This window comes from Rhodococcus sp. 27YEA15, assembly GCF_049739425.1.
Taxonomy (GTDB): domain Bacteria; phylum Actinomycetota; class Actinomycetes; order Mycobacteriales; family Mycobacteriaceae; genus Rhodococcus_F.
This window is the reverse complement of sequence record NZ_JBMHHW010000002.1, coordinates 318,617-337,298: the sequence shown is the minus strand read 5'-3', so window position 1 is coordinate 337,298 and position 18,682 is coordinate 318,617. Positions and strand designations below refer to the sequence as shown.

At 59.2% G+C, this 18,682-nt stretch carries 15 protein-coding genes; 2 read left to right on the top strand and 13 right to left on the bottom strand.

All coding sequences use genetic code 11. The annotated features are described in order from the left end of the window. Nucleotides 1-85 precede the first annotated feature (85 nt). The gene (locus ABH922_RS26550; protein ID WP_424810012.1) at nt 86-1,057 is read left to right on the top strand and encodes a TIGR03621 family F420-dependent LLM class oxidoreductase; all 972 of its coding nucleotides are present in this window, start codon (nt 86-88) and stop codon (nt 1,055-1,057) included. Between the two features lie 851 nt (nt 1,058-1,908). Here ABH922_RS26550 and ABH922_RS26545 read toward each other — a convergent pair. The 13 genes from ABH922_RS26545 to ABH922_RS26485 form a co-directional block, all read right to left on the bottom strand. Continuing rightward, a complete protein-coding gene (locus ABH922_RS26545) occupies nt 1,909-2,121 on the bottom strand; it encodes a hypothetical protein (RefSeq protein ID WP_424810011.1) in 213 nt (70 codons plus the stop codon). A gap of 556 nt (nt 2,122-2,677) precedes the next feature. Beyond that, nucleotides 2,678-3,388, bottom strand: a complete 711-nt coding sequence (locus ABH922_RS26540) for an ABC transporter ATP-binding protein (RefSeq protein WP_424810010.1) — start codon at nt 3,386-3,388, stop codon at nt 2,678-2,680. Continuing rightward, nucleotides 3,385-6,138 carry an ABC transporter permease subunit gene (locus tag ABH922_RS26535; protein ID WP_424810009.1) on the bottom strand — a complete coding sequence of 918 codons (2,754 nt, stop codon included), beginning with the start codon at nt 6,136-6,138 and terminating at the stop codon, nt 3,385-3,387. Before ABH922_RS26535 ends, ABH922_RS26540 begins: the two co-directional genes overlap by 4 nt. Nucleotides 6,139-6,190: 52 nt before the next feature. Further along, entirely contained in the window at nt 6,191-7,267 is a 1,077-nt protein-coding gene (locus tag ABH922_RS26530; RefSeq protein WP_424810327.1) for an ABC transporter substrate-binding protein, read from the bottom strand. Between the two features lie 992 nt (nt 7,268-8,259). After that, complete coding sequence (locus ABH922_RS26525) at nt 8,260-8,661, bottom strand: putative quinol monooxygenase (protein WP_424810008.1); 402 nt, start codon at nt 8,659-8,661, stop codon at nt 8,260-8,262. A gap of 49 nt (nt 8,662-8,710) precedes the next feature. Then, entirely contained in the window at nt 8,711-10,252 is a 1,542-nt protein-coding gene (locus tag ABH922_RS26520; RefSeq protein ID WP_424810007.1) for an aldehyde dehydrogenase family protein, read from the bottom strand. A 169-nt stretch (nt 10,253-10,421) separates the two neighbouring features. Beyond that, nucleotides 10,422-11,138, bottom strand: coding sequence for an alpha/beta fold hydrolase (locus ABH922_RS26515; protein WP_424810006.1), 717 nt, complete (start codon nt 11,136-11,138; stop codon nt 10,422-10,424). Further along, nucleotides 11,138-11,989: a MaoC/PaaZ C-terminal domain-containing protein gene (locus ABH922_RS26510; protein WP_424810005.1), complete on the bottom strand. Its 852-nt coding sequence runs from the start codon at nt 11,987-11,989 to the stop codon at nt 11,138-11,140. Before ABH922_RS26510 ends, ABH922_RS26515 begins: the two co-directional genes overlap by 1 nt. Before the next feature lie 75 nt (nt 11,990-12,064). Continuing rightward, a complete protein-coding gene (locus ABH922_RS26505) occupies nt 12,065-13,378 on the bottom strand; it encodes an acyl-CoA dehydrogenase family protein (protein WP_424810004.1) in 1,314 nt (437 codons plus the stop codon). Nucleotides 13,379-14,047: 669 nt separating this feature from the next. Further along, on the bottom strand, nt 14,048-14,566 hold the full coding sequence (locus tag ABH922_RS26500) for a cupin domain-containing protein (RefSeq protein ID WP_424810003.1): 519 nt from the start codon (nt 14,564-14,566) through the stop codon (nt 14,048-14,050). Between the two features lie 30 nt (nt 14,567-14,596). Next, the gene (locus ABH922_RS26495) at nt 14,597-15,757 is read right to left on the bottom strand and encodes an alpha-hydroxy acid oxidase (protein WP_424810002.1); all 1,161 of its coding nucleotides are present in this window, start codon (nt 15,755-15,757) and stop codon (nt 14,597-14,599) included. 469 nt (nt 15,758-16,226) lie between these two features. Next, nucleotides 16,227-16,481, bottom strand: coding sequence for a hypothetical protein (locus ABH922_RS26490; RefSeq protein WP_424810001.1), 255 nt, complete (start codon nt 16,479-16,481; stop codon nt 16,227-16,229). Then, nucleotides 16,478-17,653, bottom strand: coding sequence for an amidohydrolase family protein (locus tag ABH922_RS26485; protein ID WP_424810000.1), 1,176 nt, complete (start codon nt 17,651-17,653; stop codon nt 16,478-16,480). The genes ABH922_RS26490 and ABH922_RS26485 overlap by 4 nt, the downstream gene beginning before the upstream one ends. A gap of 247 nt (nt 17,654-17,900) precedes the next feature. Here ABH922_RS26485 and ABH922_RS26480 point away from each other — a divergent pair, with 247 nt between their 5' ends. Further along, nucleotides 17,901-18,674 carry a FadR/GntR family transcriptional regulator gene (locus ABH922_RS26480; RefSeq protein ID WP_424809999.1) on the top strand — a complete coding sequence of 258 codons (774 nt, stop codon included), beginning with the start codon at nt 17,901-17,903 and terminating at the stop codon, nt 18,672-18,674. Nucleotides 18,675-18,682: the final 8 nt, after the last annotated feature.

Genomic DNA, 18,682 nt, shown 5'->3' with positions numbered 1-18,682 from the left:
ATTTATGTGCCTGATTTTTATTGGATCCCCGCCGTCGATTGCAGTTGAAGCCATCGATAGCAACCCGACTGACTAGAGGTGTCTCATGACCCAACTGCGTCCATTCCGATTCGGCGTACAGGCCCGATCGGCGCGCGATCGCACAGCATGGACCGAGCTGGCTCGCCGAACCGAAGCCGGCGGGTACTCCGTCCTCACCATGCCCGAGCATCCCAACGACCAGTTCGCAGCCGTTCCCGGCCTGATGTCGGCGGCCGACGCAACCACGACGCTGCGACTGGGGCAACTGGTGCTCACCAACGACTTCAAACACCCGGTGGTGCTGGCCAAGGAACTCGCGACTCTCGACGTGCTTTCCGAAGGCCGACTCGAAATCGGCCTCGGCGCAGGCCATGTGCGTGAGGAATACGACCAGGTAGGAATGCCGTTCGACGACCGCCGGACTCGGGTCGACCGGCTGTTCGAAAGCATCACCGTGATCCGGGGCCTGATGGCCGAAGAATCACTGACGTTCCACGGCAAGCACTACACGATCGAGGGACTCGACGGTTTCCCGAAGCCTGTTCAGGCACGCCCCCCGCTGCTCGTCGGTGGTGGCGGCCGCCGCATTCTCAGCTTTGCTGCTCGACACGCCGACATCGTCGGGGTGAATGGAACAACCGGGCTGGGTTCGCAGAGCCCGGACTGGACGGACACCACCCAGTCAACCCCGCCGGGTGGACACGAACTCATCGGCACCATGACCGCCGAGGCTGTCGACGCGAAGGTCGCCCTGATTCGCGAGGTTGCCGGGGATCGTTTCACCGACCTCGAACTCAACATCCGTGCGTACATGACAAATGTGGTCGACGACATTGCCGACGGCATCGATACCATGTCTCGCCGACTACACGTGTCCGAATCTTTCCTGAAGACATCCCCGTTTGCACTGATCGGCCCGCCCTCGAAGCTGATCGAAGATCTGCTCTCGTACCGCGAGCGGTGGGGCATCAGCTACGTCGTGGTCAGCGCCGACGACCTCGATACATTCGCACCGGTCGTAGCGAAGCTGGCGTAGACGCGCCGGTTCCGCACCAGTCCAATTCACAGGGCCACCAGGTAATTCCAGACCGTGCTACAGCCCTTTTGGCCCATTTGCTTGATTCACCTGACGACGCGCGGTACAGCGCGGCCGTCCATCCTTCGGTTCCTGCCCGACAAATCGTGTGCGCTCCATGAGGAAAGTGCTCGCAACGAGGATCCTCGATCGACAACCCGACATCTCGCCGCTGTGAAATCGATCAGTCACCCAATCCCTGACTCATCTCGTGCTCGTGCTCGACGCGATGGGCACACTCATCACCGACGTCGAAGAGAATGTCAGGCCGCGACTGGGCCCAGTCCGCTGTCAGAGCGCTCGTCCGGCTGCACACCAACCAGCTCCGCTGGAAGTTCCTCTACATAGGAGCAGATCAGGACGCAATCGAGATCGGCGCCCGACCCGGGTCAGACGCGTGCAGTCCCCGACCTACAACAAGGGCAAGCCTCGGCGCGATGGCCGCCGCATCGGTCGACATCCGCCGCTACCGGCACGCCAAAACCGTCAACCCGCAACCGTCATAACCGAGTTCACTGACGAATAGCGAGCAACACTCGGCGACTGATACCCACACCATCGGGGTGACACCTCCGCCAACCGTTCACCTCACAGCATCTGTTTCCGGACCACGTTTCCTCGTCGACCGGAAAGGGGAAGTGGCACATTTTCTTGCATAATCGAAACCGAAGCAACAACAGCTGACGCCGGCCAACCTCGAAGGTGTCCACTCCCGCGAATACATCGAGGCAGTTCAGACTGGCGAGCCGCACTATCGAGCCGAATTTCGCGGTTCCTACCAGGACCCAGCCTTGTGGCCGGTGGCGCAGGCCTCAGGCCGCGGTGTACTCGCCGCCGCCCGCAGCGCACTCGACAACGGCGTTGCGGGTCACCGCCCTCTGCGTTGCACCACGCCAAAGCTGATCGTGGAGAACGATCAGCACCTTCTGCAGCCCGGTCTTCGTCGCAATGACTCTCCTCGACGGGCGTAGTCCGGTCGGTTCCGATCCTCGATCTCGACGCCCACTGCCGCTGCGGAATTGCACAACTCATCGATTGCGACACGCATCCGGTACGAAGAAGTCTCCGTCGACACCTTCTCACGATTCCGATTGCACGACCCCGGCGCTCACGAACGTCGACCACGCCGACAAATATCCGGCTACAGTCAAATACACTGTGGCACAATTTGATCAGATCGGCATCTTCGAACTGCGCCTCTACAACGCCGGAATGTATTCCTGTCAGGGTCGCGAAATCGTCGACTTGTAGGGCCTCACCACCGCATTGCTCACGCACCGGGCGCCGTATCGTCTTCGACTGGCGCCGTCAACGGAGTCTGCTCATCGCTTTCGCCTCGACCGACGGCTATACAGGTTCTCGTCTCGACCGGAACGCGCTCGTCGACCGACACCGACTCACCCTCGCCGAAGGCACTCACACAAACCCACGCCCCCGAATCACACTGACCATCGAGAAAACGGCGCCCGGGCACGAAGGGACGGCATCACGAGTGGAGAAGACGGGACCGCCACGCTCGCAATGGGAATCAGTCGAGTATGCCGGTCCCGATCGCCGTGTGTCACGGCCCCGATGCGGGACCTACGTGACAGTGGCTCCGAGGTAGCCTGCTTCGATCTCTTCCGCCTGCGCCGCAACATCTTCTGATCGTCCGCTGACCATCAGCCGGCCGTGACTGAGAATTGCGGCCTCGTCGGCGATTCCGAGCGCGAGATGAACGTGCTGCTCGACCAGAAGCACGCCGATCCCAAGGTCGTCGGCGATCCGTCGTACGACGGCGAGTAACCGTTCCACGATCACCGGAGCCAGACCCATGCTCAGCTCGTCGATCATCAGCAACTTGGGCTGACAGAGCAGCGCCCGTGCCACCGCCAACATCTGTTGTTCACCACCGGAGAGCACTGCGGCCTGACGATCCAGAATTCGTTCCAGTTCAGGCAAGTACTCGAAAACCGTCTCGATATCGGTTTTCGTCCGGTGTGCAGCCAACTGCAGATTTCGGCGCGCCGACAGGTTGCGGAACAAGCACCTGTCGTCGGGAACATATGCCAGACCACGTCGAGCATTCACGTGGGGCCGACGAACCGACGGCGCCGATCCGAGAACCGCGATGTCACCCGACATCGGAGGGATAATCCCCGCAATAGTCTTGAGCACCGTGGTCTTTCCCGCACCGTTCGGACCCATCAAAACCATCACTCGTCCAGCCGTCACCGACAGGTCGACGTCCCGGACCACTGCCAAACCGTTGTATCCACCAGTGAGAGCGGAAACTTCCAGAACTGTCGTCATCGGACCAACTCTCCCGAAACTCCGGTAGCCGCTTCCGGAGCGTCACCGATATACGCACTACGAACTGCCGGATCCACCCGAACCGCCTCAGGTGGCCCCGAGGCGATCAACCGACCCTGGTCGAGAACATCTACCCGATCACAGACTCCCATAACAAGATTGAGGTCATGATCAACCAGAAGGATGGTCAGACCCAAGCCCAGAAGACCCCGCAACCGTTGTCCGAGAATCTCACTCTCGTGACTGTCGAGACCTGCAGCGGGCTCGTCGAGGAGGAGCATCCTGGATCCTCCGCGCAAGGCACGCGCAAGCCCGGCGAGTTTCCGCTCTCCGGTAGAGAGCTCACCTGGGTACACGTCCCCCCTGCCGGCCAACCCCACCAATTCCAGGGTCTGGTCTACCGTCAACGACTCGATTGTCGTGCCCTCGGTAGATACCGACGAATTCGAGCCACGAAGCTGCAAATTCTCACGAACGGTCAGATCGTCGAAGAGTTCGACGTTCTGGAAGGTGCGACGAAGACCCAGCCGAGCACGCCGATAGGCCGGTACGCCCTCTATCTCTTCACCATCGAAAGTGATCTGACCGGTACAGTCGACGAACCCACACACCGCATCGATGAATGTGGTCTTACCTGCGCCGTTCGGCCCGATCAACCCGATCAACGCACCACTCGGATACTGAAGACTCACTCCGTCCACCGCAGTGACACCCGAATACTCGACGCGTACGTCTTTCACCTCGAGCAACATTCGACTGTCGGGTACGGCCCCGGCACGTGCAGTCAGAGAGTCCATCAGAGTCGTGTCGATCTCGGACTTGCCTGCCGATGTGTCCGATACATCCACGTCACGGGCACCACCTTCTCCAACTCTCGAGCGTGACAAGCGAGCCTTGAGTTTCTGGAACTGTGCCGCGTTGAACGGCCCGAGTCCATCCGGGTTGTAGATCGCCGTGAACACCACCCCCAAACCTGCGATCAGCATCTGGTATCGATCGATTTGAGGATTGGACGACATGAGATTGAATATCGGTCCACCAGCCACCAACAGACCGGCGAATATCGCACCACCGATACTTCCGATACCCCCGATATATGCAACGGCCAGGAATCCGATTGATGCCAACGGCGCGAATCGCTCGAAAGAGATACTGCCGTAAAGATATCCCAGCATAGCGCCAGCGACACCCGCCAGAAAAGCCGAGATGGCGAAAGCAATCAACTTGGTACCGACGATGTTGACACCTTCTGCCGATGCCGCCCGCTCGTTGTCGCGAATGGCCAGCATTGTCAGCCCGAGTGAGCTACGGCGCACCCACGCCACCAGTGCGACGCACAGAATCAGCGCTGCCAAAGCGAGCATCGCGAATCGGAACGGATACAACACACCGTCGAATTCGATGCCGAACAACACCGGCGGCGGTACCTTTGCGCCGTTGAATCCACCGGTCAGATTCGAATCTTTGAACACGAGCGCATCGATGGCCACAGCGGCACCCAGGGTGACGACCGCCAAGTTCACACCTCGAACCTTCAAGGCCGGCAGCGCCAGGAGAATACCCACCGGTACCACGGTGACTGCCGCTATGAAGATCGGGAGCGGAAACGGCAATCCTAAGCGATCTGCATAGACCGAGCAGAAATAAGCGCCGAGTCCTGCAAAGGCTATCTGTGCCAGAGATATCTGACCGATGTATCCCGTCAGGACCACCAACGACAACGCGATGATTCCCGAGATCAATCCGATCGAGATCGCCGTCTGATAAGAGGCCGATGCCATATAGGTGACGACAACTGCAATGACGACGACGCCCAGGAGAACCGCCGGCTTACCGCGTGCCGGAGACGCCGTCGGAGGTCGCCCGATCGACAACGTGGTGCGGTCGGGGATCGACCTGCCGCGCCACACCATCACCACGATGATCAACAGGAACGGAAGACCCTGCTGAATGCCGTCGATCGTCGGGGACTCCAACGGCCAGTAATTCGCCAATACCGACTGACCGACACCCAGGACCAGGCCGGCGATCGAGGCGACCCAGAAGGACGAGAACTTCGCCAGAAGACACACGGCCAATGCCGGAATCACCAGCAGGATCATCGTGACGATGTCGAGAGCAGTCATGGGCGCCAACACGATTCCTGCGAAGCCTGCAAGGACCGAACCGAGCACCCACGTCAACGCCGACACGGCGTTGAGTGAGTATCCGAGCAGCGCGACGCCGGCTTCCGAATCGGATGCACCGCGCACCAGCGCACCCGTGTTCGTTCGATTCGAAAATGCGCTCAGCGCAGCGGCGAGGATCAACACGATCACCAGGAGAACCAGACGATCCACTCCGAACATCACACCGAACGCGGACACCGTGTTCGTCGGAAGAATCGGAGGGACTGTCCGCAGTTCCGTCCCGAATATCAGACTGGCTGCGGCCTGAAGTACGAGCATCAAGCCCAGCGTTGCCACCAGTTTGGCCAATAAGGGAGCACGACTGAGTGGGTGCATCACCACACGTTGAATCACCGCGCCCAACACTGCGGCACCAATCAGCGAAAGGACAACCGCGACAACCGGTGAGAATCCATCGTTCGCCAACCAGGTATACAGGTACGCGGCAATCATCGCGATCGCACCCTGCGCGAAGTTCACCACGCCGGTGCCCCGATGAACCAGGATCAACCCTTGCGCGATCAGTGCGTATGCTGCGCCCGCTCCCAATCCTAGAACTGCATACAACATGACGTCACTCATCGGATCAGCCTCTTCGATTCAAAACTGTTCGGAAAGAACAGATCTGGTCTGGTCATGATGCGGTATCGAACTGGAAGAAGCCATCTCCGGCCGGCACGAATGCGCCACCGTCCCACTTGTACAGGTATGAACCTGTGTGGTAGGCAGTCGGGAAATCCGGTAGATGACGCGACGTATCGAGCTCGGGCCCCATAAACTGGTGGACCTGACCAAAACCACGCAGCAGATCTGGCAATTCGGCTCGGGTCATCTTGTCTCCACCCGCGGTATCACCGAGTTCCTTGAGAGTCATCAGCGTCGAGAACACCGTCACTACATTGTTGTTGATCGGCGATCCCGGTGCATGCTGCTCGAGTACACTATTGAACACGTCGACATCAGGCTCGCCTGTGACAGTCCACATCTTGTTGTCGAACCAGAACACGACGTTCTTGGCATCGTCACCGAGTGTGCTGAAGAAGTCAGGCTGAGCGACGCTACCGGAGAAGACCCACTCCGGCGAGAATCCGACCTGCCCCGCCGCTTGGATCATACGCACGTCTGCCTGCTTGGATGCCGGCGAATAGACCAACTCCGCTTTCGACTGCGCGGCCTTCGCGACATACTGAGACACATCGGTCACTGTGGGCGGCAAGGCAATCAGTTGAACGTCTTCGATACCTAACTCTTTCGCCTTGGGTGCGAAGTTGTCCACACAGGCCGCCTTCAACACCGCAGTATCCGGGTAGATACACGACGCTCGCTTGACACTCTTCCTCGCCGCGTACTCGGCTACTGCGTTGCCACCTGTCAAAGTACTGCCGGCCAGCGGAAATGACACCGCACTTGCGAACTCCGCGTGCGAGAGCGGGACCGTCTGATTCACTACCCCGGCCCGCTCCATGATCGAGACACCGTTGTCACCCCACTGCGTGTCCAGTCCGACAACCGACACCACACCGTCGTTGACGAACTGAGTAGCGCACTTGACGTTGCTCTCCGGGTTGTTCTTGCCATTACACGGAACGATCTCGACCTGCCTGCCTCCGATGCCCCCGTTGGCGTTGATGTGTTGACCCGCAGCAAGTGCGGCATCACGAAGTTCCGGAGACACAGCCAAAGGGTTGTCGTCGGTATAGAGAACACCGATCTTGATCGGACCATCTGTGCCCGAATCCGATGAACTTCCCTGAGCCTCCGGAACACGCCGTGATGCCGACGACCACAGCCGACAACGCCGCCACCACCCCCACAGCTCGCCGTCTGAAGCCGTCTCGACTCAACGTGATTTGCATCATTGAACCCTTCATAAGTGAGTGAGGTCACATCAAGTTCGAATTCTATGTCAGCATTAATGAATACACAAGTGAGCACAATTATTTGCACATAGCATTCAAAATATTCACCCTAATCGCCAAAATCCCTGCACAGCAGTGGGACTTCGCTCGCCTTGGGCGACATTGCCCACCAAACTGATGCCAGATCAGCGGAAAATACACATTGGAACGCGCACAGCTCGCCCCCCAAGCATCACGCCCCTGTTCACACGGCTCTACTCGATCGTCGTATCCGATCGGTAGACCGAAACCGGTCGTCCGGCGTAGTCGCTACCTGTGTGAGTAGCCGGCAATCAGGCAACGCTCGACTTGTTCTCTGCGGTAGCGTTGCCAATGCGGAGCCGCGTGATCGAGTACGTCGGTGGTCGAATGCTGTCGACGGCCTGGCATACGTCGTGGGGGCAGAATCTATTGCCGACCAACACGCCAATACTCCTCACTCAGGCGAGGAAAATGGAGGATACGCTTTGCAGGCCCACTACAAAGCAGTACACGTGCCCGGTGGGAGGTGGGATCAGTTCCGACTCTGACTTCAGAAGAATGTTTCACAGAGCCGCCGACCAACGATCGGTCCACGGGTCTCGGTAAATCCGAAGATCGCCCACAATCGAATCAATCGAAGCTGATCGACAGTACCGACTACCGAATCACCTACGTATGAAAGGTGCCCGTTCACGGACGACCGACGCGAAACGGGGCACCCCTGATTCAGGGGTGCCCCGTTGTCGAACGCCTTCGCGCATCAGAACTGTCTATTACGGTTAGGGCTGCGCCAGTACCTGCCCGGCGATCGAGAAGTGCTACTTCAGCTCGTGGCCAGTCCACGCGAGGTACGAAGCTCGTCGATCAGTCGGTACATCTCACTGCGCTCCTCCCGATCGGCGAGACGCTGTTCGGTACGATTTCGACCGCGTTCGATGTGTCCTTCTGCCTTGCTCCAGTGGTGGACGTACACGTCCCGCATCCCCTTCTCCGAACCGATTGCGATGATTTCCACATGGTCGGGATCGACGAGATGTGCCAGATGGTCGTCTTCGGTCTCCCATACCTCGGTCAGAACGCGAGCTTCCGGGTCCAGCGGATCGTGAAGCACTCGGTAGAGGACGTTTCCCGGCAGAGCTCGCATCTTGTCGGCGAGCGGCAGGATCCACTTGTCGAACTCTGCGCCGTCACCCTCGACCCGAAATCTCGATAGTGTGATGTACATAGACTTGTCTCCTCTGTGTTGATGAGTACTTACTAGGCCGAGACGACTGTTATTCGCCGGCTACGTCGGCGAACAGTTCAGTGGGCCGCCACGCTTTCGCGCCGGCCCGGATGTTGATCAATCTGGTCGTGGAGAACGACTGGTATCCGGCCAGTCCGGTCACCGATCCGATGCCCGAAGACTTGTGGGGGCTTCGAGGGGCCAGGAGATTGGTTGTGTATCCGTTGACGGTCACACTGCCGGTGTCGAGCTGCGACGCGACACGATGTGCCCGATCCAGATCGGTCGAGAACACGCTTCCGCCGAGCCCGTAGTCCGAATCATTGGCTATAGAAACAGCTTCCGATTCACTGTCGTAGCCGATCACCGTTGCGACCGGACCGAAGACCTCTTCCCGCGCAATGTGCATGGTGTTGTCCGCGACGAGCAGGGCCGGCGTCACGTACCAGCCCCGTTCGGTGCCTTCCGGGCGGATTCCGCCGTAGACCAGACGTGCACCCTCAGCTGCTCCCGCCTCGACACGATCGAGAACTCGACGATAGTGATCCGCCGTGGCCATCGGGCCCATCGTCGTCGACTCCTGCAGGGGGTCGCCGATCACGACCGCGTTTGCCTTCTCGCGAAGAAGTTCGGAAATCTCGTCGATCCTGTTCCGTGGCACCACCAGACGGGTCAGTGCGCTACAGATCTGGCCGGAATTGAAATAGACACCGGAGGCGACGCTGTCGACTGCCAACTGCAGGTCGGCATCCGGCAGGACTACGGCGGCGGACTTTCCACCCAACTCGAGTACTACTCGCTTGAGATTTCTCCCGCACAATTCAGCGACTCGACGCCCCACTGTGGTTCCTCCGGTGAACACCACCAGGTCGACGCCCGGATGAGTCACCAGCCGCTCACTGACCTCGGCTCCCGCTGCCAGTACACTGAATACACCCTCCGGTAGCCCTGCGGCTTCCAGGGCGCGCGCCCAGGCCAGGACGGCAAACGGCGCGGTGGGTGGCGGCTTGCTGATGACGCTGCAACCGGCAAGTAGAGCCTGCGCCGATTTCATCATCGTCCCGCTGAACGGGCTGTTCCATGGCACCACGTCGACGACGACACCTGCGGGCTCACGTTGTATTTCGTACTCCCACAGTCCGTTTCCTTGCTCCACAACGCCGGCGGATACTGCGATATCGGACATTCCCGCGATCACATTTCCCACCACGCCGGTCATCATTCGCGTGATCTGGACCGGCGCTCCCATCTCGTAGGCCGCCGTTACCGCAATCTCGTCCAGCGATTGGATTGCGATCTCGTACGCCCGGGCAATGATCGCAGCGCGTTCCGCGACGGGAATATCTCGCCAAACCCGGGATTCGAACGCCTGTCGTGCTGCGAGCACCGCTTCGTCGGCATCCTCCACGGTCGGAATCACGGCGTGCGCATACACCTCTTCGGTGGACGGAGCCACCAGCGGCAATCTCTCTGCGGAGGGTCGTGATCTCCATCGTCCACCGATGTACAGACCAGAACTGTCACTTTCGAAGCGCGGCGCACCGACAGGCTGCCTGACACTCGAGCCGTTCGTATCACCGTTGCGTACCATTTCGGGACCACTCCTTAATTCACGTCGGTTCCTGATTCCTCTTGCTGCCGAGGCCGGCACCGGGAGGAGCGGGCCGATCTCGACGTCTTGACCGACATCGACCCGATGCGCTTACACAGTGGATGTACGAATACGTCATCCGACTCTTCGCTGTCGATCCTGTGTCGGATCATTCTGCCGCATTCGGCACCCGGACATACTCGTTCCGAGAGACGTCGACACTCATCGTCCGGGTCACGAAACGGTCGATCGCGCTGTTGACGATCTGCGAATGAGATCGATGCGGATCATGACCGGCGTCGGAGATGTCCAACAACTCCGCATTCGGCATCTTTGCTGCAATGTATCCACTACCGCTGAGATACATCTCGTGGTCGTTGCTGCCGCGGACGACAAGGGTGGGAGTGGCCAGGGACGGAAGACGTTCCATCACCCGAGCGTCCGTCATGTAAACCACCCGCGAGGCCGATGGAGGCAACGACAACGCATCGGTCATTCTGTCCATCTTACTGTTCCAGGCAGCTATCTTCTCCGCGCTACGAAACCCCGGTCCCGCGCTGATCACGACCAACCCGGCGATCGAATGCGTCGACGTGGCCAACGCGCATCGCAGCGAAATGTATCCTCCGATTGAGTGTCCGATCAGGAATACCGACCCGGAAGAATCAGCCACGATCGAATCGAGTTCCGTTGCTGTGGAGTCGATATCGCAGTCAAGCGGCACCTCCCCTTGGTGATCACCATGACCGGGCAGGTCCCAGACCTTGACCTCGTACCGATCCGAGAGACCAGCCGTTTGACTGTCCCACGACCTACTCGAATCGCCGAACCCGTGAGTGAAGACGAGCGTCACCGGACTCGTCGCGCTGGATCGCGGTGCGCTCATCAGCGCACTCGAAGCACACCGTTGTTCAACGCAACCACATCGCGTTCCTTCACACCGACCTGAACCAGGATCCGATCGTCCTGCCGCCACGCCGACACCACCAAGGTCTCGCCCGGATAGATCGAGCTTGCGAATCTCGCCGACCAGCCCGCGACAGCCGTCGGATCGCCGTCGAGCAGATTGTCCACCAGTGCCTTGCATACGATTCCGTACGTGCACAGACCGTGCAGGATCGGTCGATCGAAGCCGGCTTTCGCAGCGAACTTCGGATCGATGTGCAGCGGATTCCGGTCACCTGACAATCGGTAGATCGCAGCCTGCTGCGGCAGGGTCGGAATCTCGACGTGAAGATCCGGGGACCCACTCACTTCCCACGGATCTGGCTTGGGCCCGGCATCGCCACCGAATCCGCCCTCACCTCGAATGAACAAGCGGAATCGGTTTGTGCACAATTCGATTCCGTCCTCCGTTCGAGTATCGGCGCGCAGGACCAGAACTCCTGCCTTACCCTTGTCGTATACCGCCTCGACGGCAGGCGTCGTGACGATCGAGGCCTCCGGCGGAAGTGGTGAATGCACGACAAGTTCCTGTTCACCGTGCAGCATCTTCGACAGGTGGTAGTCGAGTCCCGGGCCCTGCATCGCGGGCCGTACAGCTTCGAATCCGGGAATCACACTGAATGAAGGCAGCACCTTGAGGATTCGCTCGTTGACATATCCGAGTTCAGCGGGGTCGGTGGGACGCCCGCCTGCACCCAGCCCCAGGTTGTAGAGGAGAACACGGTCGGTATCCCACGAGTCGTGGTGGTCCTTCTGGATCGTCGAAGTTGCGACATCCGGATCGAGTGGCATGATTCATCTCCTGAAGTAGTGGCGTGTACCGGTGCAGTCGAGCTCAGCTGCCGATCGATCGACCGGCGGCGTACATCACTTCTGACTGAACCGACGATCTGGAAACAGCTGCGATGCAATGGCGTTCCGCAACACTGGCGGTGAGCCACCGGCAACCATCGCGGCAATCGCATCGCGATGGATCTGCTGGATCGGAAAGTCGAGCGTCGCCCCGTCACCGCCGTGCAGCAGCAATCCGTCCTGGGTCAGGTTCGGCAGCATCATCGCACCGGACAACTTCGACACGGTCGATTCCAGGGGTTTCGGGAAACGAGAGTCGATAGCGGTGACTGCCGCCTTGTAGGTCAGAAGTCGATGCGCTTCGATCTTGACGTACATGTCGACCAAGGTGTGGTAGGTCGCTTGAAATTCGATGATCGCTTTGCCAAACGACTTTCGATTCTCGCAGTATTGCACCGTTTCCTCGTATGCAGCCTCCGCGAAGGCCAAACTGTAGATCGAGTTGTGCAGACGTTCCATGTTGAATGCCGTCATCAATGTGGCGAAACTACCGGCACCACTGATCAGATTCACGCGAGGAACCCGGCAGTTGTCCATGTGAACTTCTCCGTGCGGCAAACCTCTAGAGCCGACGAACGCCGCGCCGGGGAGCAATTCCAGCCCTGGGGTCCCCTTCTCGACCAAAATGCAGCCGACGCCCTTGGCGCCAGGCACATCGTCGAAGCGCGCGAACACCGCATAAATTTCGTTCTCTGGTGAACCGGTGATGAAGCGTTTGGATCCGGTGACGATGAAATGGTCGCCGTCTTCGACCGCGGTGGTTTCAAGATCCGTCAGATCCGAACCATGTTCGGGCTCGGTCAGCGCGATCGCGCAACCCTTTACTCCAGCAACGATATCCGGAAGAAATTTCTGTCGTGTCTCCTCCGAATCTGCAAGCAGAACCATAGAAGGACCGGGACCGGTCGTACAGAATGGCGGCTCGCCGAGAATCCAGCTCTGCGATGTCCGGAACAACTCTTCGACGACAATCACGTAGTCGAGCGCCGTACCGCCTTTACCGCCGTATTGCTTCGGAATCGTCAACCCCAACAGGCCGGCATCGCGCATCGCCGCGGTGATCTCGGCATAAGGACTGTCGTTCTCACTGTCCCACTGCTTGTGGCGCCCCCGCCATGCCTGCCCGGCTGCCCGAGCGCGCTCCTTCAACTCCAACTGTTCGGGTGTGAAGTCGAAGTCCATTGACGCTCCTTTGTCGAAGTACCAGTACAAGTAGGTACTATACATAGTTAATACGTTCAGACCTAGACCTCCCGAGAAATATGTACCGCACCAACTTTCGGATACGCTCACGGCAGCCGTTGTGCACCTGCCGAGACCGTCGAACACACGGCGTCGACGCATGATTCGCTCGAACGAGCTGAGACGACCGCGCGCCCGACAGCACGAGATACGGACGTCAGTGACACGGTGGCGTCGATACTCGGCAGATGGCCACGCGTCGCTGAGACGAGAACGATCGAGAATGACGGCCAGCTCAACGATTCGACATACTCACCGCCCAAGTGAGTCGCTCGCATCCGCCGGTTCGATACACATCGGCGTCAGCAGGCAAAGAATCACCCCATCGGGGTTGTACGACGATGGAATCAATCACCTCACACGGAAGTGCCCCAGTTGAATACCCGCGTCGTCCAGATTGTCCACCGAAGGGACGGATCGACACTCACTCGTGTGCAGTCGTCTTCAGTTCGTCGTCCACTCTTCGACGAATGAGTTGTCGAAGAGTGGACGAGTTCGGATGATGCAACGTCTGAGAACCGTTCGAGTTGAGGTCTTTCCGTCAATCGGCAGGCGAATCAGTGAGCCCGACCTTCCGTCGTCGATCGACACGAGATCGAAAGCCCCTACCGTCGAACAGACTGGTGCCGGATCGAAACCCGCGGCACCGTATCCTATCAACCATTCCCCGATCACACCCGGACGTGATCGGGGAACTACCTCACACTCGCGGGTGCGCGAGCATGACTACCTCATTCGATGACTTGTGCTGCAACCTCACACCCGCGGTGCAAGACCTCGGTGCTCGGTTCCCACCAGAAAGACTCCGACACGAGCTGGTGTGGCGGTGTAATTACGCCATCCGTGCAGGGTACCGCTCTGCACCACGCCGTCACCTTTCTTGAGATGGACTTGTTTGCCGTCCGAAAGTTCCAGCCACACTTCGCCTTCGATCACCACGCAGCAGTCGACCGAGGCAGTGGTATGCATACCGGGCGCTTCGCCCTCGGCCAGATGTACGTTGTCCGGCCCTGATGCAGAATAGTCACTCTCGCTGTCGGGCAGGACGATCATCTGCACGAATCGAAGGCCGCCCACCGGCGGAAACGGCGCGATGTCGCCACTCACCGAACCGTCGTTCGGATACTCGGGTAGTTCGTCAGATCCCCACAGGAGGTGGAAAAGCGATCCGGCCGAGGGCGTGCCGGCGGGTGGGACTTGTTTGTCCTCGTAAACGACCGATTTGCCGCTCACGCTGTGCCCGGTCACAACCACACGTACAGCATCCAGCGACATCACATGCCTCCCGTTCGAGTGAATAGAGAATCACACACGAGCCCAGTCCCCCGGCACCCGGACGTGCTCCGGCCCGAGTTCTTGAATCGACGAACATCCCAGGAACGCCAACGCCCGTTGAATATCGTCCTGAAGGAGTTCGAGCATGTGAAGAACTCCCGCTGCCCCTCCCACTGCGAGCGCCATCACGTAGGCCCGCCCGACGAGAACCGACTTGGCTCCGAGTGCCAGGGCCTTCACGACGTCGTTTCCGGTCCTGATACCACCGTCCACCAGTACCTCGACTCGATCTCCGACTGCTTCGAGCACTTCCGGCAGCACCCGCAAGGTGGCCGGGGCGCTGTCCACGGTGAGTCCACCGTGATTCGACACGACAATGGCGGATGCACCGAGGTCAACTGCCCGACGGGCATCCTCCGCAGTCACCACTCCCTTGACCACGATCGGTCCGCCCCATTGGTCACCCATCCAGGTCAGGTCATTCCATGCCAGCGGCCTGGCGGCTGTACTCGCAGACGCTCCGACTGCAGAATTCGCCACGCTCAGCCGCATTCCGTCACGAAGAAAACCGACTGTCCAGCGCGGATGACGCACCAGGTCCGGAGCGAACGACGCAATGGTGCGGGCGTTCAAGCGAATGGGTGGGGTCTTGGGTCTGAGTGCCGAGTCCACCGTGACGACGATTGCTTTGTATCCGAGCGATTTAATCGTGTCGATGGACTGTTCGGCAGCATCACGACCGGCCATCGCGGTGGTCACCTGCGCCCACAGAGGGCTGTCGTTCGACGGAGTGAGCTCGGTCAACGGGTGGCCGGTTGCCGGACTCACCGCACAGACCGTACCGAACCGGCCTGCAGCTTCGATCGCGGCAACCGCGCCTGCCGGGTGTTGCAACCGTAGCGCACCGACGGGTGCCAAAATCACCGGCGCCGAAATTTCTTCTCCCAGAACCGTTGCGACGGTACTTCGATCGGGACTCACAGATGCGCCGCGGGGCCGGAATTCAACCTCCTGATAGGCCTGGCGATTGGCTCGGAAGGTCGCACCGTCACCGACTCCACTGTTGAGCCGTTCGAACATAGCGTTGGGCAACGTTCTTCGAGCCAATCGCTCGACATCTGCAAAGGTGTCGAATTGATGCCGATACCCGAGTTCGAGCTCCGACGAGGTGGTGCCTGTGTGAGCGCGCACGCGTGTCACTGAGTGCTTCCCTTCTGAACTGATCGGCCCTCCCCCGCCGAATCTCAGAACTGACGACTGATTCCACGGGGTGCAAGTAAATACTGTACTTGCATTGTCGGTGAAAAGGGCCGGTATCGCACGCTATTGTGAAGCGATTTGATCTGTCGCTTCGCACTGCGGGAAATACCCTTGATCGGTTCGAGGTAGCGCCGAGTTGGACTCGATCCATCTCGAAATCTTGTGCCGAGCAAGAACTTATCGACGATCCACGAATGTATCGTCGATTCGCATTCGACAACGAGAGAGGTGTCGACGTCGCGAGGCGCTGGTCGAACATGACCATCCAGCGACCACCGGAACCGAGTGCTACCGGGCCACCTACACGGATACGACGATGCCGAACCCACCGATCGATCGGCAATACGAACAGCATCCGATACCGGGCCGGCGATCGGCGGCAGACTCTGCCTGCTCACGACTACGGGTATGCCAACCGCGAAGGTCCGGCCCGGACTATGTCGAGGCACTTGTTCAGACCGTCCAGTCGATCTCGCGCCTTCTCGAGCTCAGCAGCCTGGGCCGAATCCGACTCCAGTCGGCGAACCAGCGAAGTGCAGTGGGCAATCTCGGCCTCGAGTCGCGTCGACGCTTCGTCGATCGTGAGCAGATCTTGATCGTCCCAATCGGACTCGCCCAGAATCTCGTCCTCGGGGATCGCGTCCTCGAACTTCATGACCGCTCGAATCGGTACAGACGCCGAGCGTTCATTTCCACGATCTTGTGCACCTCGGGCGACGGGACATCGTGAAACATCTCCTCGACCACCTTGCGACTGTTGGGCCAGAAGGAGTCCGAGTGCGGGTAGTCGCATTCCCACGTGATGTTGTCGATCCCGATGGCGTGGCGATTGTCCACCCCGTACTGGTCGACGATGAAGCATCCCCAGATGTTTCGCCTGAACAGTTCCGAGGGCCGAACACTTTGATTGATGTTCTGGTAGAAGCGATGCCGCTCCCAAATGATGTCGCAGCGCTCGAGGAGCCAGGGAATCCAGCCGGTTCCCCCTTCCGAGAGCGCGACCTTGAGACCGGGATAGTTGTGAAACACCGGGGAGAACATCAAATCGGATGCAGCAGCCATCGTGTTGGTACCCATCAAGCTCATCAGCACTGCCATCGGAGCATCGTCAGACGTTCTCGTCACCTGGCCCGAGGTACCGAAGTGGAGGTTGATCACGATCTGCCGTTCCTCCAGAACAGCCAGGAGCGGATTCCAATGATCCGAGTGGAATGAGGGGTGACCGAGTTTCGACGGGTTCTCCGGAAGCGACACCGACCTGATGTTGTGGTCGGACAATCTGTCGAGTTCGGCGATCGACTCCTTCAGATCCCAGAACGGAAGTATCGCCATCGGGATGAATCGATCCGGGTAAGGGGTGAACCATTCCTCGACGACGTAATCGTTCCAGGCTCGGATACACAGGATCGCCAGTTCTCGATCCTCGAGAGTCCCGAAGAGAGTTCCCGCAAACCTCGGAAACGAGGGAAAGAGCAGAGCCGCTTGCACTCCGTCCACGTCCATGTCCTTGACCCTGGCAGCGGGGTCGTAGCACCCCGGCAGCATTTCATCGAAACGAACTGGGTCCGTACCCAATTGGTCGCGTGGCTTTCCCGCGACCGCGTTCAACCCCAGCTCCGGATAGACCTGACCGTCCAGCATCCACACCTGACGGCCTTTCGACACGCGCTGACCGAATCCGTACGAGTCGACTTCGTCTCCGGTCGTCTCGACGATGGTCGGACCGACGTCGAGATATTTGCGTGGAAGTCGATCTCGCCAGACTCTCGGGTGCTCGATCAAGTGATCGTCGACTGACACGAGTTGCATTTCGGCTTCGAGGGGCATGCGAACCTCCATGGTGTCGAAAATGGAATCCATCGAATGTGATGTGTCACACACGTTAAATGATGATGCTTATCTAAGCAACAAATTCCACCTTGAAACCTTATTAGCTGCATATATAGTTACATACGCATGTTTTTAAGTCGTATATACGAATTTAATGAACACCATGAACTTGCTTCGACGTGGTGGGAGCACGATGAAGTCGAGCATATGGATAGGCTGAGCGACCAGACTGGACGGAGACCGTATGGACATATCTGATTCGGTGGGCGATCACGCATCGCCCATTCCGGCATCACTCGCCGTGAAACGCACGATCAAGACGGCCGAGCGCACGGCATTGGCCATTGTCGAGGAGATCGTCAAAAACGATCTCCGCGAAGGAGATCGGCTACCTCGCGAAGCCCAGATGATCGCTACCTACGGGGTGAGTAGGCAGTCCATCAAAGAAGCGCTACGCATCCTCGAGGTACAGGGCATGGTCACGCTACGACCGGGCCCGGGTGGTGGTGTCGCCGTGGGTGCGAGCTCCGCACGCCACCTCTCCCGTACGTTGACGCTGTATCTGCATTTCGAGAGAACAACCTACGAAGACCTCATCGACGCAGTTGTCGAAATGGAAACCCTCTGCTCGACATTGGCCGCCCGAAATTCCGACAAAGAGCGTAAGACTGTCCTACTTCGACCATTTCTGGATCACGACTATCCGCGCGCAGCTCTCGAATGGTCGTCCGGGGTACCCAATCTGCATCAGGCGATCTACCAGTTGGCCGGCAACGAAGTCCTTCAATTACTCACTCACTCCGTTACCAGCACCATGGAGGAACATGTGATCTCGACCGACTTCCCGGTCGATTTGCGAACCGAGATGTTTCGAGAACATCGTGACATCGCGACGGCGATCATTGCTGGGCAGCCGTCCAAAGCTGCCCGTCTGACGCGAAAACACTTCCAAGACGTCGCGGACTACTACCGCGCACACTGGCCGGATCGTCTTCTGGAAAACATCGAATGGCGTTAGGAGGTCTC